Genomic DNA, 26,040 nt, shown 5'->3' with positions numbered 1-26,040 from the left:
ATGCGCAGAACAGTCAAATCCCGAAGCTTCGGGCCCCTCTGGGCGGGCGCCCTGTGCTGTCTTTTGCTGGCGACCTCCCCCGCCGCAGCGCTCGACCGGGCGGCGGTGGAACGGCAGTTCCGCGGCTGGCTGGAACAGACGGTCTGGCCGCAGGCGTCGCGCAATGGCGTGTCGCGCGGCACCTTCGAGGCGGCCTTTGCGGGGGTTGCGCTCAACTGGGATCTGCCCGATCTGGTGCCCCCCGGAACCCAGCCGCAGACCCCCAAACAGCAGCGGCAGGCCGAGTTCGGCCAGCCTGCGAAATACTTCAGCCGTGGCTCTATCGACGGTGCCACTAGCGTCGGGCGGCAGATGGCAAAGCGCCACTCTTCGGCCCTTGCCGCGACCGAGAGGGCGACCGGCGTGCCCGGGCGCATCATCCTCGGCATCTGGGGGCGCGAAAGCGGCTATGGCCGCGTGTCGATCCCGCACAGCGCCTTTGAAGTGCTGGGCACCAAGGGCTTCATGTCGACCCGCGCCGCCTATTTCACCGATGAGCTGATCGCCGCGCTGCAGATCGCCGAGGCCGGGCACGCGCCTGCCGGGGTGATGAAAAGCTCTTGGGCCGGCGCTCTGGGGCAGCCGCAGTTCATGCCGTCGAATTTCCTGAAATATGCCGCCGACGGCAATGGCGACGGCCACGCCGACATCTGGCGTTCGGAGGCGGACACCATCGCCTCGATCGGCACCTATCTTGCCAAACACGGCTGGCAGAGCGGGCGGGATTGGGGGTTTGAGGTGCGTGTGCCTGCCTCGGTGTCCTGCGCGCTCGAAGGCCCGGATCAGGGCAAGCGCATCTCGGACTGGGAAAAGCTGGGCATCGCCCGCGTCTCGGGCCGCCCCTTCCCCGAGCATGAACGGCGCGGCGAGGGATTTTTGCTGATGCCCGCCGGACGGCATGGCCCCGCCTTCATCGTCACGCCCAATTTCTACGTGCTGAAGGACTACAATATGAGCGATCTTTACGCGCTCTTCGTCGGCCATGTGGGGGACCGCATTCAATACGGCGTCGGCGATTTCAGCGCGCCATGGGGCTCGGTCGGCGGGCTCTACCGCTCGGACGTGGCGACCATGCAGCGCGCGCTGGAGCGGATGGGCCATGACGTGGGCGGCGCCGACGGGCTTCCGGGGTTCAAGACGCGGCGCTCGATCGGGCGCTGGCAAGAGGCGCAGGGCCGCCCCGCCACCTGCTTCCCCGAGGCCGCGATGAAATCGGCGCTGCGCTAGCCGTTCCAGACCACCTCGCCGAAGCGCGACAGATCGTAGCCGCCAAGGCTTTCGGCCCGGCTGCGGAAGGGCCCCGAGCGGCAGAAATCCAGCAGGCTCTGCAGCGCCGGCTCGAAATAGGCGCGGCGGTCGATCAGCAGATCGAACCGCTCTTCGATGAGCGGCACGAAGCGCAGCCCGTAGCTGCGCGCCACCGACTCGAGACCGAAGGTCACATCCGCCTCGCCGCGCCGCACGCTCTGCACCGCCTCATCCTCGGTGCGCTCGGTCGGGGTGAAGGTGAGGCTGCCCAGATCGATCCCCGCTTCCTGCGCCAGTTCGCGCAGCAGCACCGCGGTGCCCGAGCCCTCCTGCCGGGGCGCGACGCGCAGGCCGGGCAGATCAGGCAGCCCTTGCGGTGCCGGGCCGTCCTCGCGCAGCACCAGCCCGCGGCGGCGCGCGGCAAAACCGATCAGCACCACGTCTTGCCCCTCTGCGGCGGCGCGCGCGACGGCGAGGTTCCAACTGCCGTCGGGTGCACGCACATGCAGCCCGCTGGCCACACCCTCGCGCGCGGCAAAGCGGGTCAGCCCGTCCTGCGAGCCGTCAAAAAACGTCGCAAGCCCGCAGCGGGACTGGCGGATCGCCCAATCAAGCAAGGGATCGTGGCTGCCCAGAAAGACCCCGGGCCGCGCCGCCTGCGGCGTCATGAACCCGCCGCTCTGCGCACCTTCGATCCAGGCACGGATCTCGGCGGCCGGGAACAGCAACTTTCCGGTGGCGCGCGAACAGGGCACCTCGCCCGAGGCGGCAAGATCGTAGACCTTGCGCTCTTTCAGGCGCAGCAGATCGGCCAGTTCGCGGACGGTGAGATATTCGTGAGGCGGGATCTGCAGGTCGGTCATCTGGGTCTGTCTTGGTGGGGGCGGCAACGTGCCGCCCCCGGACCCTATCAGTTCTTCGGCGCGTTGGGGAAGAACAGCTGCTGACCGTCGACCTTATAGTCGGCGATCACCTTCTGACCTTCGTCCGAGAGCAGCCAGTCGGCGAAGTCCTGCGCCGCGTCGATTTTCACCGAGGGGCATTTTTCGGGGTTCACCGGGATCACGCCGTACTGGTTGAAGAGATCTTCGTCGCCTTCGACCTCAACCGCGTAATCCTGCTTGTTCTTGAAGCTGATCCAAGTGGCGCGGTCGGTCATCACATAGGCGCCCATGCCGATGCCCGCGTTGAGCGTCGCGCCCATGCCGGAGCCGGTCTCGCGATACCACTCGCCCGAGGCTGCGGTGGGGTCGATGCCCGCGGCCTTCCACAGCGCGACCTCTTTCTTATGGGTGCCGCTGTCATCGCCGCGCGAGGCAAATAGCGCGCCCGCCTCGGAGATCTTGGTCAGCGCCGCCTCGACATCGTCCATGCCGTTCACGCCTGCCGGGTCGCTCTCGGGGCCGACGATGACAAAGTCGTTGTACATGAGATCCGTGCGCTCGGTGCCAAAGCCTGCCGCGACGAATTTCTCTTCCGACGGTTTGGCGTGCACCAGCAGCAGGTCGCCATCGCAATTCTCGGCGTTCTTGATCGCCTGCCCGGTGCCCACGGCCACGACATTGACGGTGATGCCACTCTCGCCGGTGTAGATCGGCAGCAGGTAGTCATAGAGCCCCGAGTTGGCGGTCGAGGTGGTGGACTGCACGATGATCGACTGCTCCTGCGCAAGCGCGCCGCCAGCAAGGCCGAGGGTGAGCGCAGTGGAGGCGATCAGTTTGGCAAATTTCATCTGTGGCTTCCTTTTGCCTTGGTCATCAAAAAACTGGTGAAGGTCCGGCGGCGGTCAGAGAACGATCCGCCCGGCCAGATAATCCCGCGCCACTTGGCTTTGCGGCTCGGGAAAGAACTCGGCGGCGCGGCTGTGCTCGGCAACGCGCCCGCGGTGCAGGAAAACAACCTCGTCGGCCATGCGCCGCGCCTGCCCGATGTCATGGGTGACAAAGATGACGCGGGTGCCGCGGGCACGCGCCTCGGACACGATGCGCTCGATCACCAGCACCGAGGCGGGATCGAGGCTGGCGGTGGGCTCATCGAGGAACAGCACCTCGGGATCGGTGGCCAGCGCGCGCGCCAGAGCCAGCCGCTGCGCCTCGCCGCCCGAGAGCAGCCGTGCGGGCTGCCGCGCCTTGTGCAGCAGCCCCACGCCCTCAAGCAGCCGGTCCCGGCGGCGGCGGTCGCCGCCCCGCGCCTTGAGGACGAAATCCATATTGGCGGCAACCGAGCGGCGCAGCAGAACCGGCTTTTGGAACACCAGCGCCTGCCGCCCCGTGGCCTCGGCCGCGGGCGTTCCGTTCCAGCTGATCTCGCCGGTGCTGGGGGCCAGAAGACCATGCAGCGCCTTGAGCATCAGGCTTTTGCCCGCCCCATTCGGCCCCATGATCACCGTGCAGCCCCCCGGCGCGAGCGACAGCTCGACGCCGTCCAGAAGCGGCGCCCCGTCCACCTCAAGCCGCAGCCCGTGCACCTGCAGCGGCAAAAGCGGCGCGGGATGGCCAACGCTGCCTCTGGCGCGGGACAAGGGTGGCACGGCGGTGATCTGCAGGTCAGACATGGATCCCCTCACGCATAGGCCTGCCGCGCGGCGGTCATCCGCAGCGTCTGCACCCCGGCGTTCACCCCCAGCGCCAGCACCAGCAGGATGATCCCCAGCGCCAGCGCGAGCGGCAGGTCGCCCTTCGAGGTCTCCAGCGCGATGGCAGTGGTCATCACCCGGGTCAGATGGTCGATATTGCCGCCGACGATGATCACCGCCCCCACCTCGGCGACGGCGCGACCAAAGCCCGCGAGCCCAACGGTCAGCAATGCGTAGCGCCCATCCCAGAGCAGCGTAATGATGCTCTGCCAGCGGCTGAGGCAGAGCGAGCGGAACTGCTCGGCGTATTCGCTGTGCAGATCCTCCAGTTGCTGCCGCGAGAGGGCGGCGACGATGGGCACGATGAGAATGGTCTGCGCCGCGATCATCGCGCCGGGAGTGTAGAGCAGCCCCAGAAACCCCAGCGGGCCGGAGCGGGAGAGGTAGAGATACACCAGCAGGCCAACGACCACCGGCGGCAGCCCCATCAGCGCATTCATCACCACCAGCACGGCGCCGCGCCCACGGAACCGGCTCACCGCCACCAGCGCCCCGATGGGCAGCCCGATGGCGCAGGCCAGCAGCGTCGCGCTGAGACTGACCTGCAGCGACAGACCGACGATCTCATAGAGATCGGCCTCGCCGGACAGCACCAGCGAGAGCGCCAGACGGAAGGCCTCCCCGATATCTTGCAAAATTTACCCTCCCTGCGGAAATTTTGCGTCATAGTGACTATGCACCCTCTCGCGCAGGACGCAAGCTCAGTCAATAGTTTGAACGAAATAAGGCCCGCTCCGAAGAGCGGGCCTTGATCGCGGAGCGACTGCAAAATTTCCCGAAAGCCCGAAACGCTGCCCTAGAACGGCAGCCCCACGTAGTTCTCCGCAAGGTCCTTGCGGGCGGTCTCCGAGTCCGACAGGTGCAGCAGTGTGGCCCGGCGCATCTCTTCGGCAAAGCTGTCCTCGCCCTCGAAGCGGTGCAGCATGGTGGTCATCTGCCAGCTGAAGCGCATCGCCTTCCAGATACGTGTCAGCGCGCGCTCCGAATAGCCGTCGATGCCGCTCTCCTTGCCGTGCTTCACCGCCTCGATCAGCGCTTCGTGCAGGTAATAGACGTCGGACACCGCAAGGTTCAGCCCCTTCGCCCCGGTCGGCGGCACGATATGGGCGGCATCGCCGACAAGGAACAGCCGGCCCCAGCGCAGCGGCTCCGAGACAAAGCTGCGCAGCGGTGCGATGGATTTCTCGATCGACGGGCCGGTAATCAGCTTGGCCGCCGCCTCGGACGGGATGCGGCGCTTGAACTCGGTCCAGAAACGCTCGTCCGACCAGTCCTCGACCTTGTCCGACAGCGGCACCTGCACGTAGTAGCGCACAAGGTTCTCGTTGCGCATCGAGGCCAGCGCAAAGCCATGCGGCGAGTTGGCGTAGATCAGCTCGTCATGCACCGGCGGCGTGCGTGAGAGGATCCCCAGCCAGCCAAAGGGATAGACCCGCTCGAACTCGCGGCGCTTTTCCTCGGGGATGGTCTTGCGGCTGACGCCGTGGAATCCGTCGCAGCCCGCCACATAGGCGCAGGCGACACGGTGGCGCTGACCGTCCAGCGTGTATTCGACCGCCGCTTCGGAGGCCTCGAGGTCGTGGATCGTGACATCCTCGACCCCATGGATCACCTGCGTGCCCATAGCATCCTGCGCATCGTAAAGATCATGGGTCACTTCGGTCTGGCCGTAGACCATGACCTGCTTGCCGGTGAGCGCCTTGAAGTCGATGTGCACCATCAGCTCGGCGTCGGTGAGATAGGTGCCGTCGTGCGGGATACCCTCGGCATCCATGCGCGCGCCCACGCCCGCCTCGCGCAGCAGTTCCACCGTGCCCCATTCAAGAATGCCCGCCCGGATGCGCGACAGCACATGCTCGCGGCTCGAACGTTCCAGCACCACGGTCGCGACTCCGGCGCGGTTCAGAAGCTGCGACAGCAGCAGGCCCGACGGCCCGCCGCCGATGATCACGACGTCGGTTTTCATGCATATTCCTCCCATCTTTCGCCGCCACCCTAGGCCCGGAGGCGGCTCGCGCGAATAGACGGGCCGCGCAAAGGCTGGTACTATTCGTGCATGACCCTGCGTGCGCAAATCCCTCAGTTCGACCTTTTCGGAGAGACCGGCAGTTTCCCCGACACCGTGCATTGCGAGCGGATATGGGACCGGGCGCGGCTGCACGACTGGGTGATTTCACCGCATAGGCATGCGGAGATCACGCAGGTTTTCTTTATGCGCAAGGGCCACGCCGAGGTGCAGATCGACGGGCAGAGGCGGCGTCTCGATGACGGGCAGTTTCTGCTTATCCCGGTACGGATCGTGCATGGTTTCGAGTTTACCCGCCTGAGCGAAGGGCTGGTTTTGTCCTTCCCGGCGCCGGTGCTGGCGGCGATGCGCCCGACCTCGCCCGCGCTTTCAGCACAGCTGTCGCGGCCGGTGATCGGCGATGCCTCGGCGCGGTTCGAACGTCTGGCGGGCGACCTGCTCGCAGCCTTCTCCGAGCCCGGCCCGTTCCGCGCCAACCTTTTGGTGGCGCTGGCCCATGCGATCCTTGCCGAGATCAGCACGCTCGCCCCGCCTGAGGAGGAAAGCGCGACCGGCAGCGCAAGAATACAGGCGCTCGACCGGTTGATCGCGCAGCACATGGCGACGGGCTGGCGCGCCGGCGACTATGCCTCTGCGCTGTCGATCACGCCCGGCCACCTGACCCGCCTGTGCCACGCCGCCACCGGCCTCAGCGCTTCGCGCTACATCGAGGGTAAGGTGATGACCGAAGCGAGCCGGATGCTCGCCTTCACCCAGATTCCCGTGGCCGAGATCGGTTACCGTCTGGGATTTTCCGATCCGGCCTATTTCTCGCGCCGCTTCCGCGCACTGCGCGGCCAAAGCCCCAGCGACTACCGCGCGCGCTTTGTGGGGTAGCGTGGACCCTGCCCGCCCGGAATCAAGGCGAAGCCGCCGGGCCAGCGGTCGTCCATTGTGGCGCCATCGGTTCGAGCCCGATGGGCGACGCCGTCCCGGCGGGCTGGCGCTTTTCATCGCAGTACGGCGCTCGTAACTCATTCGGACGCGGCGGGCATAAAGCGCCCACCTCCAACCTTGCGGCGCCATCCCACGGGCAGGCGCTCGCCCGGCTCCCGCCATACCTCCCCCGCTTGACCCCGGGGCGCAAAGGCGTATCGCTTGCGCCGTTCAAGTTCCCTGGAGGCACCCGATGACCCGCATCATGATCAACGGCTTTGGCCGCATTGGCCGCACCCTGCTGCGCCAGTTGCTCACCGATCCGGCTCATGCCGACCTCGACCTCGTGGCGATCAACGACATCGCCGCCCCCGAGATGTGCGCCTATCTCTTCCGCTACGACAGCGTCTTCGGCCCCTACCCCGGCACCGTCACCGAAGAGCCCGGCGCGCTGGTCATCGACGGCAGGCGCATCCCCTTTCACACCACCCGCGATCTGCGCGAGCTCGACCTGAGCCATGTGGATGTGGTGCTGGAATGCACCGGCGCCGCCTCGAACCGCCCCCATGCCGAGGCCGGGCTGATGGCGGGCGCGCGCAAGGTGCTGCTGTCGGGCCCTTCGGAGGCCGCGGATGTCACCTGTGTGCTCGGGGCGAACGAGGATGAGATCGGCGACGCGAGGATCGTCTCCAACGCGTCGTGCACCACCAATGCCATCGCGCCGATGCTGAAGGCGCTCGACGCGAGCTTCGGCATCGCCCGCGCGCATGTCACCACTATCCATTGCTACACCGGCAGCCAGCCGACGGTGGACGCGCCCGGCGCCAGCTTTGAGCGTAGCCGCGCCGCCGCCGTGTCCATGGTGCCCACCAGCACGAGCGCCGCAAAACAGGTGATCAAAGTGCTGCCCGGCCTCGACGGGCGGCTGAGCGTGACGGCGGTGCGGGTGCCCTGCATCTCGGTCTCGGCGGTGGACGCGGTGCTGCAATTGCGCGAGATGCCCGCAGACGCCAATGCCGCGCTGTCGCAGCTTTTCACCGGCTCGCCCCTCGTCGGGCTGACCGCCGATCCCTGCGTGTCGACCGACCTGCGGGCGCGCCCGGAATTGCTTGTGCTGTCGACGCGCGAGACCCGTGTGGTCGACGGCGGCCAGCTGCGGCTCTTCGGCTGGTACGACAACGAATGGGGCTTCTCGGCGCGGATGCTCGACATGACCCGTCGCCTTGCGCCGCGTGCCTGATCTTCAAATCCGGTTTGAAACACTCTTGGCGGCGCGGGACTTTACCCCCCGCCCGCTTGTGCCACTATGGCCCGCGATCACCTGACGGAGAGCCCTGATGACCGGATACCTGACCACCCATGTCCTCGACACCGCGCGCGGTTGCCCCGCGCAGGGGCTGAAGATCGAGCTTTACCGGATCGAGGGCGAGACCCGCAGCCATCTCAAGACGCTGGTCACCAATGACGACGGGCGCACCGACGAGCAGATCCTGCCCGCCGCCGAGTTTGCCACCGGCACCTATGAGCTGGTGTTCCACGCGGGCGCCTATCTCGACGCCTGCGGCACGCCGCCCGAAGAGCCGCGGTTTCTGGATGTGGTGCCGCTGCGCTTTGGCATGTCCGAGGCAGCGCATTACCATGTACCGCTGCTGCTCTCACCCTTCGGCTATTCCACCTACCGCGGCAGCTGAGCACCTACATTTGATCTGACCCGAACGGCGCCCCTCGCGGGCGCCGTTTTTGTTTGCGCGACAGATTTCACCGTTCTGTCATGTACCTGTCGCCCCGCTGTCGCAGCCCGACGCCAGAGATCGCCCCGACGCTGCACAGCTGTGCAGCCCGGCACCACGGGGCAGACCATGAGCGACATCCAGATCTCAGGGATAGACAAAAGCTACGGCGCGACACAGGTGCTGCGGCAGGTCTCGCTGAGCATCGACGCCGGGGAGTTCGTGGCCGTCCTTGGCCCCTCTGGCTGCGGCAAGACCACGCTGCTGCGCTGCCTTGCGGGGTTCGAGCGGCTGAATGGTGGCCGCATCGCGGTCGGAGGCGAGACCGTCTCTGCTCCCGGCCATCACCTCGCGCCAGAGCATCGCGGCATCGGCGTGGTGTTCCAGAACTACGCGCTCTGGCCGCATATGAGCGTGGCGCAGAACGTCGCCTACGGGCTGAAGATCGCGGGCATTCCCAAACCCGAGAGGAATTCCCGCGTCGCCAAAGTGCTCGATCTGGTCGAATTGGGGCCGCTCGCGCACCGCCGCCCCGCCGACCTCTCCGGCGGCCAGCGCCAGCGCGTCGCCCTTGCCCGCTGCCTCGCCATGGAGAGCCGGGTGGTGCTGCTCGACGAGCCGCTGGCCAACCTCGACGTGCACCTGCGCGGCGCGCTGGAAGAGGAATTCGCCGCCTTCCATGCCCGTTCCGGGGCTACGATGTTCTACATCACCCACGATCAGGCCGAGGCTCTGGCCCTCGCCGACCGCGTGGCGGTGATGGACAAGGGCCGGATCCTGCAGTTCGACCGGCCACAGGCGCTGTTCAGCCAACCGGTCTCGGAAACCGTGGCGGGGTTCATCGGAGAGGGCCGCGTGCTCGAAGCCGAAGACATCCGCCCGCTCGGGGCGGGCCGCGCCGCCGCCTCGCTGCTTGGGCTGCCGGTCACGCTGCGCTGCGCCCCCGGCGAGACCGCCCGCCGCCGGGCCAAGATCTCGTTCCACCCCGGCGATCTGCAGCTGAGCGACAGCCGCGACGCGATCGCCGGCAATGTCACCCGCGCCACCTACCGCGGTGCCTATCTGCGCGCCGAGGTCATGGCGGGTCCCGCCGGGGACATTCCGCTTTCCGTGAACATCGCCGCTCCTGCCGCGCTGACCCGCGGCCAGCGGATCTCTCTCGCCCTTCGCGACGGCTGGGTCATTCCCGATCCCGCCGCCTCTTCTCACCACGTCTGAACACGCAACCACAGGGACACCGAACATGCGTCTTCTCAGCCTCTCCCTCGCCGCATCGCTGCTCACCAGCGCCGCCTATGCAGAAACCACGCTGACGCTCTACACCAGCCAGCCGCCGGAACAGGCGCAGCAGACCGTGGACGCCTTCGAGGCCGCCCACCCCGACATCAAGATCGAATGGACCCGCAACGGCACCTCGGCGCTGATGAACGTCGTCCGCGCCGAGATCGAGGCGGACAATGTGCAGCCCGACATTCTGCTTGTGGCCGATGTGATCAACCTTGGCGAGCTGAAGGCCGGTGGTCACCTCCTGGCCTATGAGGACGCCCCCGTGGCCGAATACGATCCCGCCACCTATGACGCCGACATGACCTATTTCGGCACCAAGGCGATGACCACCGGCATCGCCTACAACACCGAGATCGCCGAGCCGGTCAGCCACTGGATGGACCTGATCACCGAGGAAAACCGCGGCATGATCGGCGTGCCCTCGCCGCTCTATTCCGGCGCTGCGCTGAACCACCTGCACGCGCTGCTGAACGTCGAAGGCGTCGGCTGGGAGTTCTACGAGGGCCTCAACGAGCTGGATATCGTCCCCGAGGGCGGCAATGGCCCGGCCACCAAGGCCGTCGCCTCGGGCATGGCCAAATACGCGATCATCGTCGATGCCAACGCGCTGCGCGCCAAGGCGAGCGGCTCGCCGGTGGATTACATCGTCCCCGAAGACGGCGTGAGCTTCATCACCGAGCCCGCCGCCATCATGGCAGGCACCGAGCACCCGGAAGAAGCAAAGCTATTCATCGACTTCCTGCTCAGCGAAGAGGGCCAGAAGCTGGTGGCCGAGCAGGGCTCGCTGCCGATCCTGCCGGGCGTCGAAGGCCCCGAGGGCTTCCCCAAGCTCGAGGACATGACGCTTCTGGGCTACAACGTCGACGCCGCGCTCGAGACCAACGAGGCCGTGCGCGCGCGCTTTGCCGAGATCTTCGGGCTCTGATCGCGTGACGCTCCTCCAAGACCAACCGGCGCGCCCCCCTCGGGCGCGCCGACTGCTCGGGGCGATGGGCAGCGAGCGCGCGCTGATGCTGGCGCTGGTGCTCTTTGTCGGCCTGCTGTCCATCGCGCCTCTGGCCCGCCTGATCCACGCCGCGCTGTTTCCGCAGGGCAGTTTCGACACCGCTCGCATCGCCGACGTTCTTGGCGGACGCAGGGTGCTGGAGGCGACGCTCAACACCCTTTGGATCGCCGCCGCCGCAACCCTGCTGGCGACGGTGGTGGGCACGCTGGCGGCGCTGCTCACCTCGCTGACCGACATGCGCCGCCGCACGCTCTGGGTCTTTGGCTTCGTGCTGCCGCTGATGATCCCGCCGCAGGTCACCGCGCTGGCTTGGGTGCAGGCCTTCTCGCCCGCCAGCCCGATCCTCGGCCCGCTCGGCCTTGCGCTGCCGCCCGGCACGCGCCATCCGCTTTATTCCATGGGCGGGATCATCTTCCTGCTCGGGCTTTATAACGCGCCGCTGGTTTTCCTCTCGGTCCGCGCCTCGCTGCAACGCCTGCCCGCCGCGCTGGTCGAGGCCGCTCACGCCAATGGCGCAGGCGCCGGGCAGGTCACCCGCGACATCATCCTGCCGCTGGCCCGTGGCGGCATCTTCGCCGGGGCCGCGCTGGCCTTCGTCTCGTCGATCGGTAATTTCGGCATTCAGGCGATGCTTGGCATCCCCGCGCGCGTTTCCACGCTGATCACCCTCATCTACCGGCGGCTGAACTCCTACGGCCCTTCGGCGCTCAACGACATGGCGCTTCTGGCGCTGTTGCTGGCGGGTCTGACGGTGCTTGGGATGCTGCTCACCGCATGGCTTGGACGGCGGGGCGATCAGCGCGTCGACAGCGCGCAGCGCCCACCCCGCATGAGCCTTGGACGCTGGCGCCTGCCAGTGACCGGGCTGGCGTGGCTCTATCTTGTGGTCTGCCTGCTGCTGCCGCTCTCGGCGCTTTTCGGCACCGCGCTGGTGCGCGGCTACGGCCAGCCGCTGACGCCCGAGACCATCACCTTCGAGAATTTCGCCAACGCGCTTTTCCATCACGAGGGCATTCGGGGTGCCTTCCTCACCTCGCTGTGGCTGACGCTTCTGACGGTGGCGATCCTTATCCCTGCTGCGGTCGCCCTCGGCTACGTGCTGAGCTGGCGCCGCGGCTGGCTGGCAAAGCTGTTGCGGCTCACCTCCGAGCTTGCCTACGCGCTGCCCGGCATCATCATCGGCGTGGCGATGATCCTGTTCTTCCTGCGCCCCCTGCCCTTCATCGGCACCGGGCTCTACGGCACGGTCTGGGTCATCCTTGCCGCCTATCTGTCCAACTTCCTCGCGCTCGCACTGCGGCCCATCCTCGGCGGCTACGCGCAGATCGACCGCGGCCTTGACGAGGCGGCGCAGCTGGCAGGCGCCGGGGTCTTTGCCCGGCTGCGCGACATCGTGCTGCCCTCGCTTGCCCCCTCGGCCATGGCCGCCGCGATCCTCGTCTTCATGACTGCGGTCAACGAGATTCAGGTCTCTGTGCTGCTGGTCAGTTCGCGCGCCACCACCATCGGCCCGATGATCATCTTTCTGGAAGAGGCCGGATCCTCGACCCTCGCCGCCGCCGTCGGCTGCCTGATGGTGCTCATGGTGCTGGCCCTGATGGGGCTGTCGCTGCTCTTTGGTCGCCGCCTGCCGGACGGGGTGCTGCCATGGCGCGACTGACCGTGCTGAGCGGCATGGGCCGCAAAAGCGCCGCCGCCTTCCTGCTGCAGACCGAGGGGCGGCGCCTGCTGCTCGACATGGGCGGCGGCCTCGAGGTGGGGGAGCATCTGGACCTCTCGCGCGCCGGGCGTGTGGATGCGGTGCTGCTGAGCCATGCGCATGTGGATCATGTGGGCGCGCTGGATCGGCTGGCCGAGATCGGCAGCCCGCCGGTCTTTGCCACCGCCGAGACGCTGCGCCAGTTGCCCGCCGGCCTGCGGCCCGCGCGGGTGGAGCCTCTGCCCGAGCGCGGCACGGCGGATGTGCTGGGTCTGCGGCTTGACACCGGGCGCTCGGGGCATGCGCCCGGCGGTATCTGGATGCGCGTGCCGACGCTGCGCGGCGGCTTTCTCTACACCGGCGATTTCAGCACCGAGGCGGCGCTGCTGCGCTGCGATCCCTTCCCGCGCAGCGCGACCGTGCTGGCCGACGCCTCTTATGGTGACCGCGAAGAGAGCCTTGCCGCGCAGATCGAAACGCTTGCCGACGCGGCGCGCGGCGGCGCGGTGCTGCCCTGCCCTGCAGATGGGCGGGGCCCCGACATGGTGGCGGCGCTGACCGCCACAGGGCTGGAGGTTCGGGCCTGCGCGCAGATCGCTGCAGAGACCAAACGCCTCACCGGCAGCCGCCCGCCCGTGGCCACTGCGGAAACCGCGCGAGAAGGGCACATCATCGTAGCCGACGGACCCAATGCCGAGCATGGGCTTCCCGGCGACTTGCGCATGCGCCCGGGTTTTCGCTTCGTCTTTTCCGGCCACGTCCCGCGCAGCAGCCCGGCCCACGCAATGATCGCCGAGGGGCGGGCCCGCTGGATGGGCTGGAACGTGCATCCGCGCCTGTGCGACCTGATCGAGCTTGCCGCCAAGACCCGCGCCGAGCGTGTGCTGCCAGCCTTCGTCGATCTTGCCACCGCCCCCCGCCTGACCGCCGCGCTTGGCCCGCGCCTGCGGCATTGCACCAGTCTCGAGGTCTGAGCCATGATCCGCCACCATCTGCCCACCGCCGTGCCCGAAGCCGAAGCCGCCGAGGACAACCGCCCGCTGCTCTGGCGCGTCGAGGACGACATCGGCCCCGGCCTCGACGCGCTCTGGCTGGGCAATCTGTCCGCCGCCGAGGATGGTGCCGCGCTGCAGTCTGCTCGGATCAGCGCCAGCCTCAACCTCGCGATGAACATCTTTCCCGGCCCGCTGCAGCGTCTCGACGGGCTTCACCTGCGCCGCTACCAGATCGGGCTGCTCGACGGGCCGGGGAATGCGCCCGAAACGCTTGCGGCAGCGGTGTCGCTGATCGACGGGCTTGCGGCGGTCTACACCCAAGGCAAGCCGCATTACCCCGCCCACGCCAAAGGCGGTCTCTTGGTCCATTGCCGTGGCGGGCGCTCGCGCTCGGTCACCGTTCTGGCGCTCTGGCTGCACCTGCGGCGGCCCGGCGCCTATCCGACCTTTGACGATGCGCTTTGCCGCCTGCGCAAGCTGCGCGGCCTCAATGCCACATACCCTTTGCCGCCGATGCTTGCGTTGGCGCAGGAGGTGCTGAACCGGGGCCTCTGCGCGCGATGAAACCGCCGCGCCCGCCGCTCGGCCCGCCGAAGGGCCGCTTTGTCTCCGCCGCCGATGTGGCACGGCTCGCCGGGGTCTCGCGCTCGGCGGTGTCGCGCGCCTTCACCCCGGGCGCGCAGGTCTCGGAACAGGCCCGCGCCCGCATCACCGAGGCGGCAGAGGAACTCGGCTATCGGGTCAACCGCCTTGCCCGGACCCTGCATCAAGAGCGGTCCGATCTCGTCGGGGTGGTCGGCGGCAATTTCTCGAACCCCTATATCTCGGCCCAGCTCGACGCGCTGTCCAAGGCGCTGCACGCAAGGCGGCTGCAATGCCTGCTGATGAACAGCGCCGGCGGGATCGCCGACGATCTCAAGCGGCTGCTCGACTACCGGGTGCGGACGGTGGTGCTGCTCTCGGGCGCGGCCCCCGATGCGCTGATCCGGCTCTGCGCGCAGAACGGCGCGCGCATGGTGCTGATCAACCGCCCGCGTCCGCCCGTGGGGGCGCGGGCCGACCTCATTCTCGCCGACAGTGCGCGCGGCGGGCGGCTCGCGGCACAGCGGCTGGCGCAGGCGGGCTGCCGCAAGGTGGCCGTGGTCATCTCAGGCTCGCGCACCTCGGCCAAGCTGGAACGGGCCGAGGCCTTCTGCTCGGAGATGGCGCTGCGCGGCATCCCGGTGAGCCGCTGGGCCGATGGACCCAACAGCTACGACACCGGCGTCGAGGCGGCGCGCGTGCTGCTGCGACGGCCCAGTATCAACGGCATCGACGGCATCTTCGGCGTGACCGATGAGATCGCGCTGGGGGTGCTCAACACGGCACGGTTTGAGCTGGGGCTGCGGGTGCCTAAGGACCTTTCGGTGATCGGCTTCGACGACGCGCCGATCTCGGCATGGTCCTCGCATGGGCTGACCACGGTCAGCCAGTCGTTGGAGGATTTGACCCGCGCCACGATGGAGGCCATCGCCTTGCCCGCAGAGGCCGAGCCTATGCTCTATGAGGTTCCGGTGCGGCTGGTCGAACGCGCCTCGGTGCGGCCCGCCGGGGATCAGTTTGCCGGATCGGCGCCAAGCGTCGCGTAATAGGCGGCGAGATCGGCGATATCCTCATCCGACAGGTTCTTCGCCGCGGCCTGCATCAGATGCGCGCGCGGCGTCTCTGGCACCGGCCCGTCGCGGTAGAGATGCAGCCAGTTCACCAGCCAATAGCCGTCTTGCCCGGCAATGCGCGGGGTCTCGGCATGTTTCGGCGTGAGCCCGTCGTCGCCGCCCTCGTGACATGACGCGCAGCTGGCGATGTCCTCATGCTCGTCGCCGCTCTGCGCCAGGTCCTGCCCGCGCGCCGCATCCCCAAAGGGCAGCGCGGTCCCTTGCCACGCGCCGCTCATACCGGCGTAGCGCTCGGCGATGCCCGCGCGGGTCTCGGCGCCTAGCGGTGCGGCCAAGGGCGCCATGAAACCGCTCTGCCGGTGACCCTCGGCATAGGCCGCCAGCACCAGCGTCAGCCAGTCCTGCGATTGTCCGGCCAGCTTCGGCGCGGTGCCGTTGCGGCCCAGCCCGTCCTCGCCGTGGCAGCGCGCGCAGGCCAGATCCTGCGGGATCGCACCGGGCAGCCCGCCGAAGCGCACGCCCTCGCTCTCATAGCCACCAGCGCGGCCAAAGGCGGCCTCTTCATAGGCCGGACGGTCGAACCCATCATACTGCGACAAGAAGGCCGCCAACGCCCAAGGCTCATCGTCGCGCCCCTCGCCCGGCCAGCTTGGCATGCCGGTGTATTTGAACCCGTGACGGGCGATCCACCAGAATTCCTTTGGCTCGAAATCTTCGGAGGTCAGCATCGGCGGCTCGGGGCGCATGCCCTGCACCACCGGGTTGCGCGCAATGCCCGGCGCGCCGTGGCAGGTCTGGCAGCCGGTGGCGAAATGACCTGCGCCGAGGCGGACCAGCGCCGGATCATCGAGATCGACGTGCTGAGGCATCTCCACCCGGTTCGCCCGCACCCGCACCGCATTGCGCAGATACTGGTGCAGGGTCTCGCCAACCCCCGGCAGATGCGGCACCGAGGCCGCGATATTATAGGGCGCGAACCAGAAGAACCCGGCCCCGCCCACGGCCAGTGCCGCGACACCGCCGATAATCCAGCGCTTCAGCCTCATGCCTGCGCCTCCTTCAGTTCGAGTGCCTGCCCCAGCCTGCGCAGCGCCGCGACAAGGTAGATCGCGCCCCCGGCCCCGGCCATCAGCGCGCCCGCCACCTGCTGCTCTTGCAGCGCCGAAAGACCAAGGTGCCCGGCGCAGATATCCCCGTAGAGCGTGCGCGGCGCGAGGCCGATCAGCGCGCCCAGCAAGGTCATATGCATGGTCGTCGCCAGCAGCACCACCGCGCCGCCAAAGCCTCCGGCGGCGCGCACCGTGGCCCAGAGCATCATCCCGGCGACCAGAAAACTTCCCTGCTCGAGGACAAAGCCCGTCAGGCTCAGCCGCGCCCAGAGGTGCATCGCGGGCAGGTGCCAGAGCCAGACCACCAGCATCTCGGCCACCGCACCCAGCACCAGCGCCATCGCTCCCGAGGGCAGCCGCAGGGTCGGGGCCCAGAGCGCGGGCACCACAGCCGTCACGCCGAGGTGCAGCACCATGTGCAGCACCATCGAGCCCGCCGCCAACCCCGGCAGCGGCCCCAGCCAGAGCGCCGCGAGAAGCGCCAGCGCCACTATCCGGCGCGGGCTCAGCATTGGCCCAGCACCATGCCGGGGATCACGGTGAAAAGGATCGCCACCGCCGACAGCACGCAGAGCAGCAGCGCCACATGGCCGACGAACCGGTCGCGCGCGCGCTCCGAGCTTTGGGTGATCTCTTCGAAGATCACGAAGACCCCGCCGTAGCGGCGGATCGCCAACACCGCCAATCCGATGATCGCCGCAATGCAGAGCGCCCCCAGCCCGGCGATGATCCAGCGCGGCTCGGCCAGCGGGGTGCCGCGCCCCAGTTTGGCGCACCAGATCGCCGCGACCCAATAGCTCAGCAGGAAATGCGCTGCCCAGATCGAGGGCGCGGCGACGAGGATCCATACCGAGCCTTGATCGATGACGCGCGGGGCGTCACCGGGTGGGACGGTCTTTTTCTCTGATGTTTTCTCTGGCGCTTTTTGTGGCGCTTTCTCTGGCATCTGGGCCATCACGTGACCCCCATCAGCATCGGAAAGAGCGCCAGCAGCGCAAAGATCACCACTGCCGTCAGCGCGAGGAAATGGGTGAAGAGCGTCAGGTTCACGCTGTCGGCGCGATAGCGCGGCGTGCAGCGCCCGCGCCAAATGCGCGCCGCCACGTAGAGCCGCATCACCGCATCGAGCAGCAGGTGCAGCCCCATCCACAGGATCAGCACCCAGACGGTTGCGTCAAAGGATGCCTCGGTAGGGTCCAGCCCGGCGCTCCACGCCGCCCAGCACCATGCGCCGATCCCCAGCGCGCCAAGCGGCACACCGGCGACCAGAAGCGCCATCGCCTGCCCCTGCCCGCCAGCCGACAGACGCTCGCGCGCAAAAAGCGCCGTCACCCAGCCCGCCAGCAACAGCGCAAGGCCGATGATGAGCCAGCCGAACCCCGGCAGTTTCGCAGCCTCGGGCAGGAAGTCGGGCAGCGCCGTCCAATAGAAGAAGTAGCTGAACACCAGCCCCATGAAGGCGGTCATGTCGCCGGTCATTGTGATGAACACCGCCCACCAGCCGGGCGAGCTGTTGCCCTGCGCATAGGTCGGCAGCACAAGGCCCCTTCCCGCCGCTTTTTCGGGCTTTTCAGGGATTTCCGACGTGCCGGTCCACAGCCACCAGAGCGTGAAGCCGACAAAGCCCGCCCCAAAGATCAGCGTCAGCGCCCAGAGGTGGAACGTGGCGAGGATGAACACCGCACCAAGGCAGACGGCGGCCCCGATGGTCAGATAGCTCGGCCCGCCGACCCGCTGCACATAGAGCGGGCGCGCGTCGAGGATGTCGGTGATGATCAGCTCGCGTTTGCCCTCTTCGGCGTCGGGCAGGAACCATTCGCCCCGGTCCATCTCGCCCAGCAGGTCCTTTTGCTCCCAGAGCGGATAGCGGGTGTGGATATAGGGGATCGAGCGCACGCCCCACGGCTTGTCGGGCACTTCGGCGCCCCACTCCATCGTGCCGGCATTCCACAGGTTGCGCTCGACCAGCGTCGCCTTGCCGCGCGGCCAGAGCACGTTCACCGCCAGCACCACGAAGCCCGCCGCAAAGATGAAGGCACCCAGCGTCGAGACCATGTTCAGCACCGCCCAACCGTCGGTCACATCATAGGTCCAGACCCGGCGCGGCATGCCCATCACCCCGGTCCAATGCATCGGCAGGAAGGCAAGGTTGAAGCCGCCGAACATCAGCCAGAAGCTCCAGCGCCCCAGCCGGTCGGACATCTTCTTTTGCGTGACGAACGGGTACCAGTAGTGCACCCCGGCAAAGAGCGGGAAGAGCATGCCGCCGATCAGCGTGTAGTGCAGGTGCGCCACGACGAAGTAGCTGTCATGCGCCTGCCAGTCGAAAGGCACCAGCGCCACCATCACACCGGTCAGCCCGCCGAAGACGAAGATCGCCATCGCCCCCCCGGCAAACAGCATCGGCACCGAGCGGCGCACCTTGCTGACCAGCATGGTGGCGATAAAGCAGAAGATCTGGATGCCCGTCGGCACCGCCACCGCCTCGGAGGCCGCCGAGAAGAAGCTCAGCGAGATCTCTGGCAGGCCGGTGGTGAACATGTGGTGCACCCACAGGCCAAACGACAGGAAGGCCACGCCCACCGCCGACAGCACGATCCACGAATGGCCGACCATGGGCCGCCCGGCGAAGGTCGGCAGGATGGTCGCAATGAGCGCGATGGAGGGCAGGAAGATGATATAGACCTCGGGGTGGCCGAAGATCCAAAAGAGGTGCTGCCACAGCAGCGGATCGCCGCCCCGGTCGGGATCGAAGAAGGCCCAGTTGAACGCCCGCTCCATCTCCAGCAGCAGGTCTCCGGCGATCAGTGGCGGGAAGGCGAAAAGGATCATCCCCGCCACCACCAGCACGTACCAGCAGTAGAGCGGAATGAGGTTCAGCCGCATCCCCGGTGGGCGCGACTTCAGCACGCCGACGATCAACTCGACCGCGGCGGCGATGGACGACACTTCGATGAACGACAGCCCCAGCAGCCAGATGTCCGCCCCAAGGCCGCTGTAATCGGGGTTGGACGACAGCGGCGCATACATGAACCATCCGCCATCCGGCGCGACGCCAAAGAACACTGAGCCGCAGACGAAGACCCCGCCGATCAGGAAGCACCAGTATCCAAAGGCCGACAGACGTGGGAACGGCAGGTCGCGCGCGCCAAGGATCTCGGGCAGGATCAGGATCGCCACCGCCTCGAAGATCGGCACCGCGAAGAGGAACATCATCGCCGTGCCGTGCAGGGTGAACAGCTGGTTATAGAGGCTCTGCGACAGCAGATCGTTGTTCGGCACCGCCAGCTGCGCGCGGATCAGCAGCGCCAGAAACCCGGCGAAGGTGAAAAAGGCGAAGGACGTCAGCAGGTACCATTTGCCCACCGACGAGTTGTTCACCGCCGACACGCGCCGCCAGCCGGTGGGCGTCTCCCAGACCTTCATCAGCCGCGCGCGCTGCGCCTCGTCGCGCGCCTTGTCGTAGGGCTCGGCGGGGGGCAGCTTGGAGAGGTCGATCTCTTCGGTCATGCGCGGCTCATTCCAAACTCATCAGGAAGGTCACGAGCGCGTCGAGCCGCTCGCCTTGCAGGCCCGGATAGGCGGGCATGTCGATATCGGGCTTCATCTCGTGGGTGTCGGTGATCCAGCGCGCCATGTTGTCCGGGGTCATCGCGTAGATGCCCGCACCCAGTTTGTCGCGCGAGGCCAGATGGGTGAGATCCGGCCCCACCGGCCCCTGCGCCTCGGTGCCGCGAATGGCATGGCAGGCGCCGCAGCCCTCTTCGTCGAAAACGGCAAAACCCGGATCGCCCTCGGCCACCTGCGCGGGCTGCGCCTCATGCGCGAGCCATGCGTCAAATGCCTCGGGCTCCATGACGATGGCATCGAAGCGCATCAGCGCATGGGCACCGCCGCAGAACTCGGCGCAGAGCCCGCCCCAGTTGCCCAGCTTTTGCGGGGTCAGCGCCAGCGTCGTTTCGCGCCCGGGGATCATGTCCATCTTGCCCCCCAGCGCGGGCACCCAGAACGAATGGATCACATCATCGGCGGTGAGGCGGAACAGAGCCCGTTCGCCAAGCGGCAGGCGGATCTCATTGGCGGTGGTCACCGGGCCTTCGGAGGTGTCATAGATCACCCGCCACCACCAGCGCTCGCCATCCACGCGCACGGTCAGCGCGCCGTCATCGGCGGTGATGTCCTTGAGGATCAGCAGGCCCCAGATCAGCAGCCCGCCAACGACCACCACCGGCAGCGCCACGCCGCCCCAGATGATGAACCTACGGGCCTGTTGCTCACGTTCGGGCTTGGCCTCGGCGCGGTGGGCGTAGGTGGCCGCGCCGATCACCAGCGTCCAGATCACCGCCGCACCGGCCAGCACGACCCAGAACAGGGTTTCGACGGATTGCGCTTCTTCTCCCGCCGAAGCGAGCCAGTTGTGACGCCCGCCGCATCCGGCAAGCAGCAGAGGAATGCTCAGGAAGATCCCGCGTTTCAATCCGTACCTGTCCCTTGCACCGACCGCTTATCAAGACGGCAACGGTACGGGGTCGCGAAAAGTTCCCAAATTTGTGAGGCTTGGGTGAAAACGCCGTGAGCGCGGCTTTAGCCGGGACGAAAGGGATTGACGATGCGCAGGCGCCCTTCGACCAGCAGCCCATCGTGCATGTCCTCTGACCACAGCGTCTCGCAGCCCGCCTCGAGCGCCGCCGCCACGATCATGGAATCATAGACCGAGAACCCGTAGCGTGCGCCAAGCGCGCGGCCGATGTCATGGGTGCCTTCGGTCAGCGGACGGGTCTCGCAGAGCGCTCGGATCGCGCCGAGGAACGCCCCGGCCTCCTCATGGCTCATCTTCGCCTTCCGGCGGCAATTCACCAGCGCCTCGTTCAGCACCTGCACGCTGATCACCCCGCCCTGCGCCAGCAGCGCCTCGGCGCGATCCGCCTTCGGCCCCTCGCCCAGCAGGTAGAGGATCACATTGGTGTCGAAAAAGCTCTGCGCCATGTCGAAGCTGTCAGCGCGCGTTGGCCTCGTCGCGGCTCAGCCGAGCGGCATCGGGCAGGCGCCCGCGGAACCGGCGCAGGCCTTCGAGGATCTCCTCAGGCCGTTCCGCCCGGCTCACCGCAAGGCCGCGCGCATCGGGGTGCAGGTCGATCCGGTCACCCTCTTTCAGGCCAAGCTCGCGCACGAGATCGGCAGGCAGGCGCACGGCGAGGGAATTGCCCCATTTCGAAACTTGCATGATCGCCTCCACGCGGATGATCTACATCCTTAAATGTATATCCGGCGAGGCATCGGTTCAAGCTTCCGCAGGAGGCGCGGGCCACAAAAAATAGACACCCGGGGAAAACCCCGGGCGCCACTCTTACTTAAAGACCAAATGGAACGTTTGGCTAAAATCGCCTTTCCTAGACCCGAACGTCAGACGCCGCCCTTAAAATATGGGCGTGGCGCTACCACCAGAAGCAGAAAATCTTCGATTTGGATTTGGTCGTGGCAGCGACCCCAGGCACCCTCAGCCTAGCCAAAAATCGCCATTTCGTGAGCAAAATTTTGCCCCAGGTGGCGAATTTCACACAAGCCGCTGTGACGCCACATCTTTTCCACAGTCTGTGGACATCGGCATTGCAACCAGTGAGAGAACGACTTAAGCTGCGACAATACGCCCCCGCGAAAGCAAGCGAGAATCGCCTGTTTTTCCGCGCCGACTCGATAAAGGGCTTGGGTTAATATGTTGTAAAGACAGATATTAATCTGCCGATGGTGGAAAACACACCATATGATGTGGCGGCAGTTCTAGGCGCCACATTTGGCAGTAGGATACTTTGATGAGCGGGCCGCGTTTTCGCCCTCAAATCCCGAAAGCCGGGCCATCGGCCCTGATGCGCCCCTGCACCCCGCGATGCCCAGACGATGTCCGGACATGGAAACGCCCCCGGCCCATCGGACCGGGGGCGCCTTCATTTCGTCAGCATCGCTGTCAGCCGAGGATGCCGTTCAGCGTCGCCGAGGGGCGCATCACGGCAGCGGTCTTCTCGGCGTCCCCGTGGTAGTAGCCACCCAGATCGGCGGGCTTGCCCTGCACTGCGGCCAGTTCGCCGGTGATCGCCGCTTCGCCTTCGGCCAGCGCCTTGGCGATGGGTGCGAAATGCGCCGCCAGCTCGGCATCGTCCGACTGCGCGGCCAGAGCTTCGGCCCAGTAGCGCGCGAACCAATAATGGCTGTCGCGGTTGTCCGGCTCACCCACTTTGCGCGACGGGCTGCGGTCATTGTCGAGAATGCCCTGCGTCGCGGCCTCGACCGCATCCCCAAGAACACGCGCCTTGGCGTTGTCCTTTTGATCGGCAAGGAACTTGAAGCTCTCGCCAAGGGCACAGAATTCACCCAGCGAGTCCCAGCGCAGGTGGTTTTCTTCCATCAGCTGCTGCACGTGCTTCGGAGCCGAACCGCCAGCACCGGTCTCGAAGAGGCCGCCGCCGTTCATCAGCTTCACGATCGACAGCATCTTGGCCGAGGTGGCCAGCTCGAGGATCGGGAAGAGGTCGGTCAGGTAGTCGCGCAGCACGTTGCCGGTGATCGCGATGGTGTTCTCGCCCTTGGTGATGGTCTCGAGCGAGGCGATGGTGGCTTCGCGCGGGGCCATGATCTCGAATTTGTCCGACACGCCCTTGGCTTCGAGGATCGGCTTCACATACTCGATCAGCTGCGCATCGTGGGCGCGGCTCGCATCGAGCCAGAAGATCGAGCGGTAGCCGGTCGCCTTCTGACGTTCGATGGCAAGGTTCACCCAGTCTTCGATCGGCGCCTTGCGGGCCGAAGCCGAACGCCAGATGTCACCAGCGGCCACCTCATGCGAATGCAGCACGGTGCCATCGTCGAGGATCATCTTGACGGTGCCCGCCTCGGGGATCTCGAAGGTGGTCGGGTGCGAGCCGTATTCTTCCGCCTTCTGCGCCATCAGGCCGAGGTTCTGCACGGTGCCTGCGGTGGCCGGATTCAGCTTGCCGTTGGCTTTGAAAAACTCGATCGCCGCGTCATAGACCGGCGCGTAGGAGTTGTCGGGGATCACGCAGTTGGTGTCACCCTCATTGCCGTCCGGACCCCAGCCCTTGCCGCCGGCGCGGATCAGCGCGGGCATCGAGGCGTCGATGATCACGTCGGAAGGCACGTGCAGGTTGGTGATGCCCTTGTCGGAGTTCACCATATACATCGGCGGACGCGCGGCGCGTACTTCGTCGATGGCCGCCACGATCTCGGCGTTGTCCTTCACGCGCTCCAGCAGATCGCCAAGACCCGAGTTCGGGTTGACGCCAAGCGCCTTCATCTCGTCGCCGTATTTCTCGAACACCGGCTTGAGCCATGCCTTCACCGCGTGGCCAAAGATGATCGGGTCCGAGACCTTCATCATCGTCGCCTTCATGTGCAGCGAGAAGAGCGTGCCCTCGTCCTTGGTCTTCTTGATCTCGTCCTCGAGGAAGGCATCAAGCTTGGCGGCGCTCATGTAGGTGGCGTCGACCACGGTGCCCGCCGGGTAAGAGACGCCCTCTTTCAGGACTTTCTCGCCCGCAGCGGTTTCCAGCACGATCTTCGCGGTCGCGGCTTTGTCGAGCGTCGCCGAGACTTCGTTCGAGAAGAAGTCGCCGCCCGACATCGAAGCGACGCGGGTCTTGCTGGAAGAGGTCCACTCGCCCATGCGGTGCGGGTTGTTCTGCGCGAATTTCTTCACGGCAGCGGCGGCGCGGCGGTCCGAGTTGCCCTCGCGCAGCACCGGGTTCACGGCCGAGCCCTTGATGCCGTCGTATTTGGCCTGAACCGCCTTCTCTTCGTCGGTGGTCGCCTCATAGGGGTAGTCGGGCAGCGCGTAGCCCTGCGCCTGCAGTTCCTTGACCGCGGCCACCAGCTGCGGCACCGAAGCCGAGATGTTCGGCAGCTTGATGACGTTCGCTTCGGGGGTCTTCACCCAGTCGCCGAGCCACGCCAGATCGTCCGACTGACGCTGCGCGTCGGTCAGCGCTTCGGGGAAGGTCGCAAGGATGCGGCCCGCCAGCGAGATGTCCTTGGTGCCGATCGAGACGCCAGCGGCGGCGGCAAAGCTGCGGATGATCGGAAGCAGCGAGGCCGAGGCAAGCTCGGGCGCTTCATCGACCTTGGTGTAAACGATGTCAGGCGTGTTGTTCTCAGCCATAATGCAATGCCTTTCCTGGAGGTCTGGCTCCGTTTAGCCGTTCTGCATACAAAGGTCTACAGTCGCGGTGCCGCAGCATGGGGCAAGCGGCAGACGCCTTTGCCCTACCCCGGTTCTTGCAGGATTTCCACGCTGCGCAGGATGTTTGCGCGACCATCTGCCGGTGGAGATTTTGACCTAGCGAAAGCCGGGCGCGCGCTGGCCCGTGGGATGGCGCTGCGACAGGCGTGGTAGGAGTTTTATCCCGGCCAAGTTCGGACGACCTAAGAGCGCCTAAGACTATGCCCAAAGCGCCAGCCCGCCGGGACGGGGTCGTCCATCGGGCTCGAACCGATGGCGCCACGACGAACGACCGCTCGCCCGGCGGCTTCGCCTTGATTCCGGGCGGATTAGCTCGCGGCCGTTAGTCTTCTTCCCGAAGACTCGATCCTTCGGGCAGCGGGCGCTTGATGTTGCGCTGCATGTCCATGACGTAGCCGATGATTGCGGCCACCGCTTCCCAGTGCTGCACGGGGATTTGCTTGTCGAGTTCGGCCACATCGTGCAGCGCCCGCGCCAGCGGTTTGTTCTCGATGATCGGCACCTCGGACTCGCGCGCCAACTGACGGATCCGCGCCGCCATGAGATCGGCCCCTTTGGCCACGCAGACCGGAGCCATGTCGACGCCGCTCTCGTATTTCAGCGCCACCGCGTAATGGGTCGGGTTGGTCAGCACCACCGTGGCGCGCGGCACCGACTGCGCGATGCGCTGCTTGGCACGCTCGCGGCGCAATTGCGCGCGTTTGCCACGGATCTGCGGATCGCCCTCGGTGTCCTTGGTCTCGTCCTTGATCTCCTGCAGCGACATGCGCTGCTTGCGCCGGTGATCGAACCGCTTCCAGAACACATCCGCCACCGCGATCACCACCAGCAGCGCCAGCACCACAAGCAGCATCTGCGAGGCAGCCTGCCGCGCCAGTTCGGTCACCACGCCGGGCAGAATGCCCTGCGCCTGCCAAATCTCGCGCACCATCTTATAGGTGATCCAAAGCCCGATCGCCGCGACCACCAGCACCTTCACGATGCTCTTGAGGAACTCCACCATCGCGCTGGTCGAAAAGATTTTCTTAAATCCGCTGATGGGCGAGATTTTCGACAGTTTCGGCTTGATGCGTTCGGCGGCCACAACCACGTCGCCCTGCAGCACCGCCCCGGCCAGCGCCCCCAGAACCATCAGCGCCATCAGCGGCGCAAGCAGCACCCCGACGCCGCGCAGCACGCCCCACGTGACGCCGCCGAGATCGCGGATGCCAGCCACCCCCTCGCCCACATGCACCTGACCGGCGGTCTCGAACACCCCGCGCAAAATGCCCGAGAGCGGCGCCGAGACACTTGGCAGAACAAAGGCCGTCACCGCAAAGAGCGACAGCACCGTGGTGACATTGCCCACCTCCTTGGAGCTTGGGACGTCGCCTTTTTCGCGCGCCTGTCGAAGCTTTCGCTCTGTCGGCTCTTCGGTCTTGCTGTCCTTATCCTCGTCTTCGGCCATC

24 protein-coding genes are annotated in these 26,040 nt (G+C 66.8%); 10 read left to right on the top strand and 14 right to left on the bottom strand.

The genetic code is table 11. The features are described 5' to 3' along the window. Complete coding sequence (locus ACXAD2_RS05275) at positions 1 to 1,266, top strand: lytic murein transglycosylase (protein ID WP_475167828.1); 1,266 nt, start codon at positions 1 to 3, stop codon at positions 1,264 to 1,266. On the opposite strand, the gene ACXAD2_RS05270 is transcribed toward ACXAD2_RS05275, so the two are convergent. The 5 genes from ACXAD2_RS05270 to pobA all read right to left on the bottom strand — a co-directional run bounded on the left by ACXAD2_RS05270 (position 1,263) and on the right by pobA (position 5,888). Then, on the bottom strand, positions 1,263 to 2,150 hold the full coding sequence (locus ACXAD2_RS05270) for a substrate-binding domain-containing protein (RefSeq protein WP_475167827.1): 888 nt from the start codon (positions 2,148 to 2,150) through the stop codon (positions 1,263 to 1,265). The genes ACXAD2_RS05275 and ACXAD2_RS05270 overlap by 4 nt on opposite strands. A gap of 47 nt (positions 2,151 to 2,197) precedes the next feature. Then, positions 2,198 to 3,019 carry an ABC transporter substrate-binding protein gene (locus tag ACXAD2_RS05265; RefSeq protein ID WP_475167825.1) on the bottom strand — a complete coding sequence of 274 codons (822 nt, stop codon included), beginning with the start codon at positions 3,017 to 3,019 and terminating at the stop codon, positions 2,198 to 2,200. A gap of 54 nt (positions 3,020 to 3,073) precedes the next feature. Beyond that, positions 3,074 to 3,841 (bottom strand): ATP-binding cassette domain-containing protein, encoded by a 768-nt coding sequence (locus tag ACXAD2_RS05260; RefSeq protein WP_475167822.1) that lies wholly within the window; start codon positions 3,839 to 3,841, stop codon positions 3,074 to 3,076. An 8-nt stretch (positions 3,842 to 3,849) separates the two neighbouring features. Next, positions 3,850 to 4,557 carry an ABC transporter permease gene (locus ACXAD2_RS05255; RefSeq protein WP_475167820.1) on the bottom strand — a complete coding sequence of 236 codons (708 nt, stop codon included), beginning with the start codon at positions 4,555 to 4,557 and terminating at the stop codon, positions 3,850 to 3,852. A 161-nt stretch (positions 4,558 to 4,718) separates the two neighbouring features. Beyond that, positions 4,719 to 5,888, bottom strand: a complete 1,170-nt coding sequence (gene pobA / locus ACXAD2_RS05250; RefSeq protein ID WP_475167816.1) for a 4-hydroxybenzoate 3-monooxygenase — start codon at positions 5,886 to 5,888, stop codon at positions 4,719 to 4,721. 90 nt (positions 5,889 to 5,978) lie between these two features. Here pobA and ACXAD2_RS05245 point away from each other — a divergent pair, with 90 nt between their 5' ends. The 9 genes from ACXAD2_RS05245 to ACXAD2_RS05205 all read left to right on the top strand — a co-directional run bounded on the left by ACXAD2_RS05245 (position 5,979) and on the right by ACXAD2_RS05205 (position 15,208). After that, positions 5,979 to 6,824: a helix-turn-helix domain-containing protein gene (locus ACXAD2_RS05245; protein WP_475167814.1), complete on the top strand. Its 846-nt coding sequence runs from the start codon at positions 5,979 to 5,981 to the stop codon at positions 6,822 to 6,824. Positions 6,825 to 7,116: 292 nt separating this feature from the next. Continuing rightward, positions 7,117 to 8,103, top strand: coding sequence for a type I glyceraldehyde-3-phosphate dehydrogenase (locus tag ACXAD2_RS05240; RefSeq protein WP_475167812.1), 987 nt, complete (start codon positions 7,117 to 7,119; stop codon positions 8,101 to 8,103). 97 nt (positions 8,104 to 8,200) lie between these two features. Further along, a complete protein-coding gene (uraH, locus tag ACXAD2_RS05235; RefSeq protein ID WP_475167810.1) occupies positions 8,201 to 8,554 on the top strand; it encodes a hydroxyisourate hydrolase in 354 nt (117 codons plus the stop codon). 168 nt (positions 8,555 to 8,722) lie between these two features. Next, positions 8,723 to 9,811: an ABC transporter ATP-binding protein gene (locus ACXAD2_RS05230; RefSeq protein ID WP_475167807.1), complete on the top strand. Its 1,089-nt coding sequence runs from the start codon at positions 8,723 to 8,725 to the stop codon at positions 9,809 to 9,811. A gap of 25 nt (positions 9,812 to 9,836) precedes the next feature. Then, entirely contained in the window at positions 9,837 to 10,805 is a 969-nt protein-coding gene (locus tag ACXAD2_RS05225; protein ID WP_475167806.1) for an ABC transporter substrate-binding protein, read from the top strand. A 64-nt stretch (positions 10,806 to 10,869) separates the two neighbouring features. Then, on the top strand, positions 10,870 to 12,546 hold the full coding sequence (locus ACXAD2_RS05220) for an ABC transporter permease (protein WP_475167804.1): 1,677 nt from the start codon (positions 10,870 to 10,872) through the stop codon (positions 12,544 to 12,546). After that, entirely contained in the window at positions 12,534 to 13,559 is a 1,026-nt protein-coding gene (locus ACXAD2_RS05215; RefSeq protein ID WP_475167799.1) for an MBL fold metallo-hydrolase, read from the top strand. The genes ACXAD2_RS05220 and ACXAD2_RS05215 overlap by 13 nt, the downstream gene beginning before the upstream one ends. 3 nt (positions 13,560 to 13,562) lie before the next feature. Further along, positions 13,563 to 14,144 carry a protein-tyrosine phosphatase family protein gene (locus tag ACXAD2_RS05210; protein WP_475167797.1) on the top strand — a complete coding sequence of 194 codons (582 nt, stop codon included), beginning with the start codon at positions 13,563 to 13,565 and terminating at the stop codon, positions 14,142 to 14,144. Beyond that, positions 14,141 to 15,208: a LacI family DNA-binding transcriptional regulator gene (locus ACXAD2_RS05205; RefSeq protein WP_475167794.1), complete on the top strand. Its 1,068-nt coding sequence runs from the start codon at positions 14,141 to 14,143 to the stop codon at positions 15,206 to 15,208. Before ACXAD2_RS05210 ends, ACXAD2_RS05205 begins: the two co-directional genes overlap by 4 nt. On the opposite strand, the gene ACXAD2_RS05200 is transcribed toward ACXAD2_RS05205, so the two are convergent. The 9 genes from ACXAD2_RS05200 to flhB form a co-directional block, all read right to left on the bottom strand. Next, positions 15,175 to 16,281, bottom strand: a complete 1,107-nt coding sequence (locus ACXAD2_RS05200; protein WP_475167792.1) for a c-type cytochrome — start codon at positions 16,279 to 16,281, stop codon at positions 15,175 to 15,177. The genes ACXAD2_RS05205 and ACXAD2_RS05200 overlap by 34 nt on opposite strands. Next, positions 16,278 to 16,856: a cytochrome c oxidase assembly protein gene (locus ACXAD2_RS05195; protein WP_475167791.1), complete on the bottom strand. Its 579-nt coding sequence runs from the start codon at positions 16,854 to 16,856 to the stop codon at positions 16,278 to 16,280. The genes ACXAD2_RS05200 and ACXAD2_RS05195 overlap by 4 nt, the downstream gene beginning before the upstream one ends. Next, entirely contained in the window at positions 16,850 to 17,299 is a 450-nt protein-coding gene (locus ACXAD2_RS05190; protein ID WP_475167787.1) for a hypothetical protein, read from the bottom strand. Before ACXAD2_RS05190 ends, ACXAD2_RS05195 begins: the two co-directional genes overlap by 7 nt. Further along, complete coding sequence (gene ctaD / locus ACXAD2_RS05185; RefSeq protein WP_475167784.1) at positions 17,299 to 19,854, bottom strand: cytochrome c oxidase subunit I; 2,556 nt, start codon at positions 19,852 to 19,854, stop codon at positions 17,299 to 17,301. The genes ACXAD2_RS05190 and ctaD overlap by 1 nt, the downstream gene beginning before the upstream one ends. A gap of 7 nt (positions 19,855 to 19,861) precedes the next feature. Next, positions 19,862 to 20,821: a cytochrome c oxidase subunit II gene (coxB, locus tag ACXAD2_RS05180; RefSeq protein ID WP_475167779.1), complete on the bottom strand. Its 960-nt coding sequence runs from the start codon at positions 20,819 to 20,821 to the stop codon at positions 19,862 to 19,864. Between the two features lie 107 nt (positions 20,822 to 20,928). Then, the gene (locus ACXAD2_RS05175) at positions 20,929 to 21,330 is read right to left on the bottom strand and encodes a PIN domain-containing protein (RefSeq protein WP_475167775.1); all 402 of its coding nucleotides are present in this window, start codon (positions 21,328 to 21,330) and stop codon (positions 20,929 to 20,931) included. Positions 21,331 to 21,340: 10 nt separating this feature from the next. Continuing rightward, entirely contained in the window at positions 21,341 to 21,568 is a 228-nt protein-coding gene (locus tag ACXAD2_RS05170; protein WP_164180662.1) for an AbrB/MazE/SpoVT family DNA-binding domain-containing protein, read from the bottom strand. A 738-nt stretch (positions 21,569 to 22,306) separates the two neighbouring features. Next, positions 22,307 to 24,511 carry an NADP-dependent isocitrate dehydrogenase gene (locus ACXAD2_RS05165; RefSeq protein WP_475167769.1) on the bottom strand — a complete coding sequence of 735 codons (2,205 nt, stop codon included), beginning with the start codon at positions 24,509 to 24,511 and terminating at the stop codon, positions 22,307 to 22,309. Between the two features lie 403 nt (positions 24,512 to 24,914). After that, on the bottom strand, positions 24,915 to 26,039 hold the full coding sequence (flhB, locus tag ACXAD2_RS05160) for a flagellar biosynthesis protein FlhB (protein ID WP_475167767.1): 1,125 nt from the start codon (positions 26,037 to 26,039) through the stop codon (positions 24,915 to 24,917). Position 26,040: the final 1 nt, after the last annotated feature.

It is taken from the genome of Salipiger sp. ABN3_019 (assembly GCF_056158605.1).
This window is presented reverse-complemented; position numbering and strand designations above follow the sequence as displayed.

Excerpts from the sequence above, each read along its gene's own strand:
- ACXAD2_RS05275 (WP_475167828.1), top strand. The coding sequence starts at position 1 with ATGCGCAGAACAGTCAAATCCCGAAGCTTCGGGCCCCTCTGGGCGGGC.
- ACXAD2_RS05270 (WP_475167827.1), bottom strand. The coding sequence starts at position 2,150 with ATGACCGACCTGCAGATCCCGCCTCACGAATATCTCACCGTCCGCGAA.
- ACXAD2_RS05265 (WP_475167825.1), bottom strand. The coding sequence starts at position 3,019 with ATGAAATTTGCCAAACTGATCGCCTCCACTGCGCTCACCCTCGGCCTT.
- ACXAD2_RS05260 (WP_475167822.1), bottom strand. The coding sequence starts at position 3,841 with ATGTCTGACCTGCAGATCACCGCCGTGCCACCCTTGTCCCGCGCCAGA.
- pobA (WP_475167816.1), bottom strand. The coding sequence starts at position 5,888 with ATGAAAACCGACGTCGTGATCATCGGCGGCGGGCCGTCGGGCCTGCTG.
- ACXAD2_RS05245 (WP_475167814.1), top strand. The coding sequence starts at position 5,979 with ATGACCCTGCGTGCGCAAATCCCTCAGTTCGACCTTTTCGGAGAGACC.
- ACXAD2_RS05240 (WP_475167812.1), top strand. The coding sequence starts at position 7,117 with ATGACCCGCATCATGATCAACGGCTTTGGCCGCATTGGCCGCACCCTG.
- uraH (WP_475167810.1), top strand. The coding sequence starts at position 8,201 with ATGACCGGATACCTGACCACCCATGTCCTCGACACCGCGCGCGGTTGC.
- ACXAD2_RS05230 (WP_475167807.1), top strand. The coding sequence starts at position 8,723 with ATGAGCGACATCCAGATCTCAGGGATAGACAAAAGCTACGGCGCGACA.
- ACXAD2_RS05225 (WP_475167806.1), top strand. The coding sequence starts at position 9,837 with ATGCGTCTTCTCAGCCTCTCCCTCGCCGCATCGCTGCTCACCAGCGCC.
- ACXAD2_RS05220 (WP_475167804.1), top strand. The coding sequence starts at position 10,870 with ATGGGCAGCGAGCGCGCGCTGATGCTGGCGCTGGTGCTCTTTGTCGGC.
- ACXAD2_RS05215 (WP_475167799.1), top strand. The coding sequence starts at position 12,534 with ATGGCGCGACTGACCGTGCTGAGCGGCATGGGCCGCAAAAGCGCCGCC.
- ACXAD2_RS05210 (WP_475167797.1), top strand. The coding sequence starts at position 13,563 with ATGATCCGCCACCATCTGCCCACCGCCGTGCCCGAAGCCGAAGCCGCC.
- ACXAD2_RS05205 (WP_475167794.1), top strand. The coding sequence starts at position 14,141 with ATGAAACCGCCGCGCCCGCCGCTCGGCCCGCCGAAGGGCCGCTTTGTC.
- ACXAD2_RS05200 (WP_475167792.1), bottom strand. The coding sequence starts at position 16,281 with ATGAGGCTGAAGCGCTGGATTATCGGCGGTGTCGCGGCACTGGCCGTG.
- ACXAD2_RS05195 (WP_475167791.1), bottom strand. The coding sequence starts at position 16,856 with ATGCTGAGCCCGCGCCGGATAGTGGCGCTGGCGCTTCTCGCGGCGCTC.
- ACXAD2_RS05190 (WP_475167787.1), bottom strand. The coding sequence starts at position 17,299 with ATGGCCCAGATGCCAGAGAAAGCGCCACAAAAAGCGCCAGAGAAAACA.
- ctaD (WP_475167784.1), bottom strand. The coding sequence starts at position 19,854 with ATGACCGAAGAGATCGACCTCTCCAAGCTGCCCCCCGCCGAGCCCTAC.
- ACXAD2_RS05175 (WP_475167775.1), bottom strand. The coding sequence starts at position 21,330 with ATGGCGCAGAGCTTTTTCGACACCAATGTGATCCTCTACCTGCTGGGC.
- ACXAD2_RS05170 (WP_164180662.1), bottom strand. The coding sequence starts at position 21,568 with ATGCAAGTTTCGAAATGGGGCAATTCCCTCGCCGTGCGCCTGCCTGCC.
- ACXAD2_RS05165 (WP_475167769.1), bottom strand. The coding sequence starts at position 24,511 with ATGGCTGAGAACAACACGCCTGACATCGTTTACACCAAGGTCGATGAA.
- flhB (WP_475167767.1), bottom strand. The coding sequence starts at position 26,039 with ATGGCCGAAGACGAGGATAAGGACAGCAAGACCGAAGAGCCGACAGAG.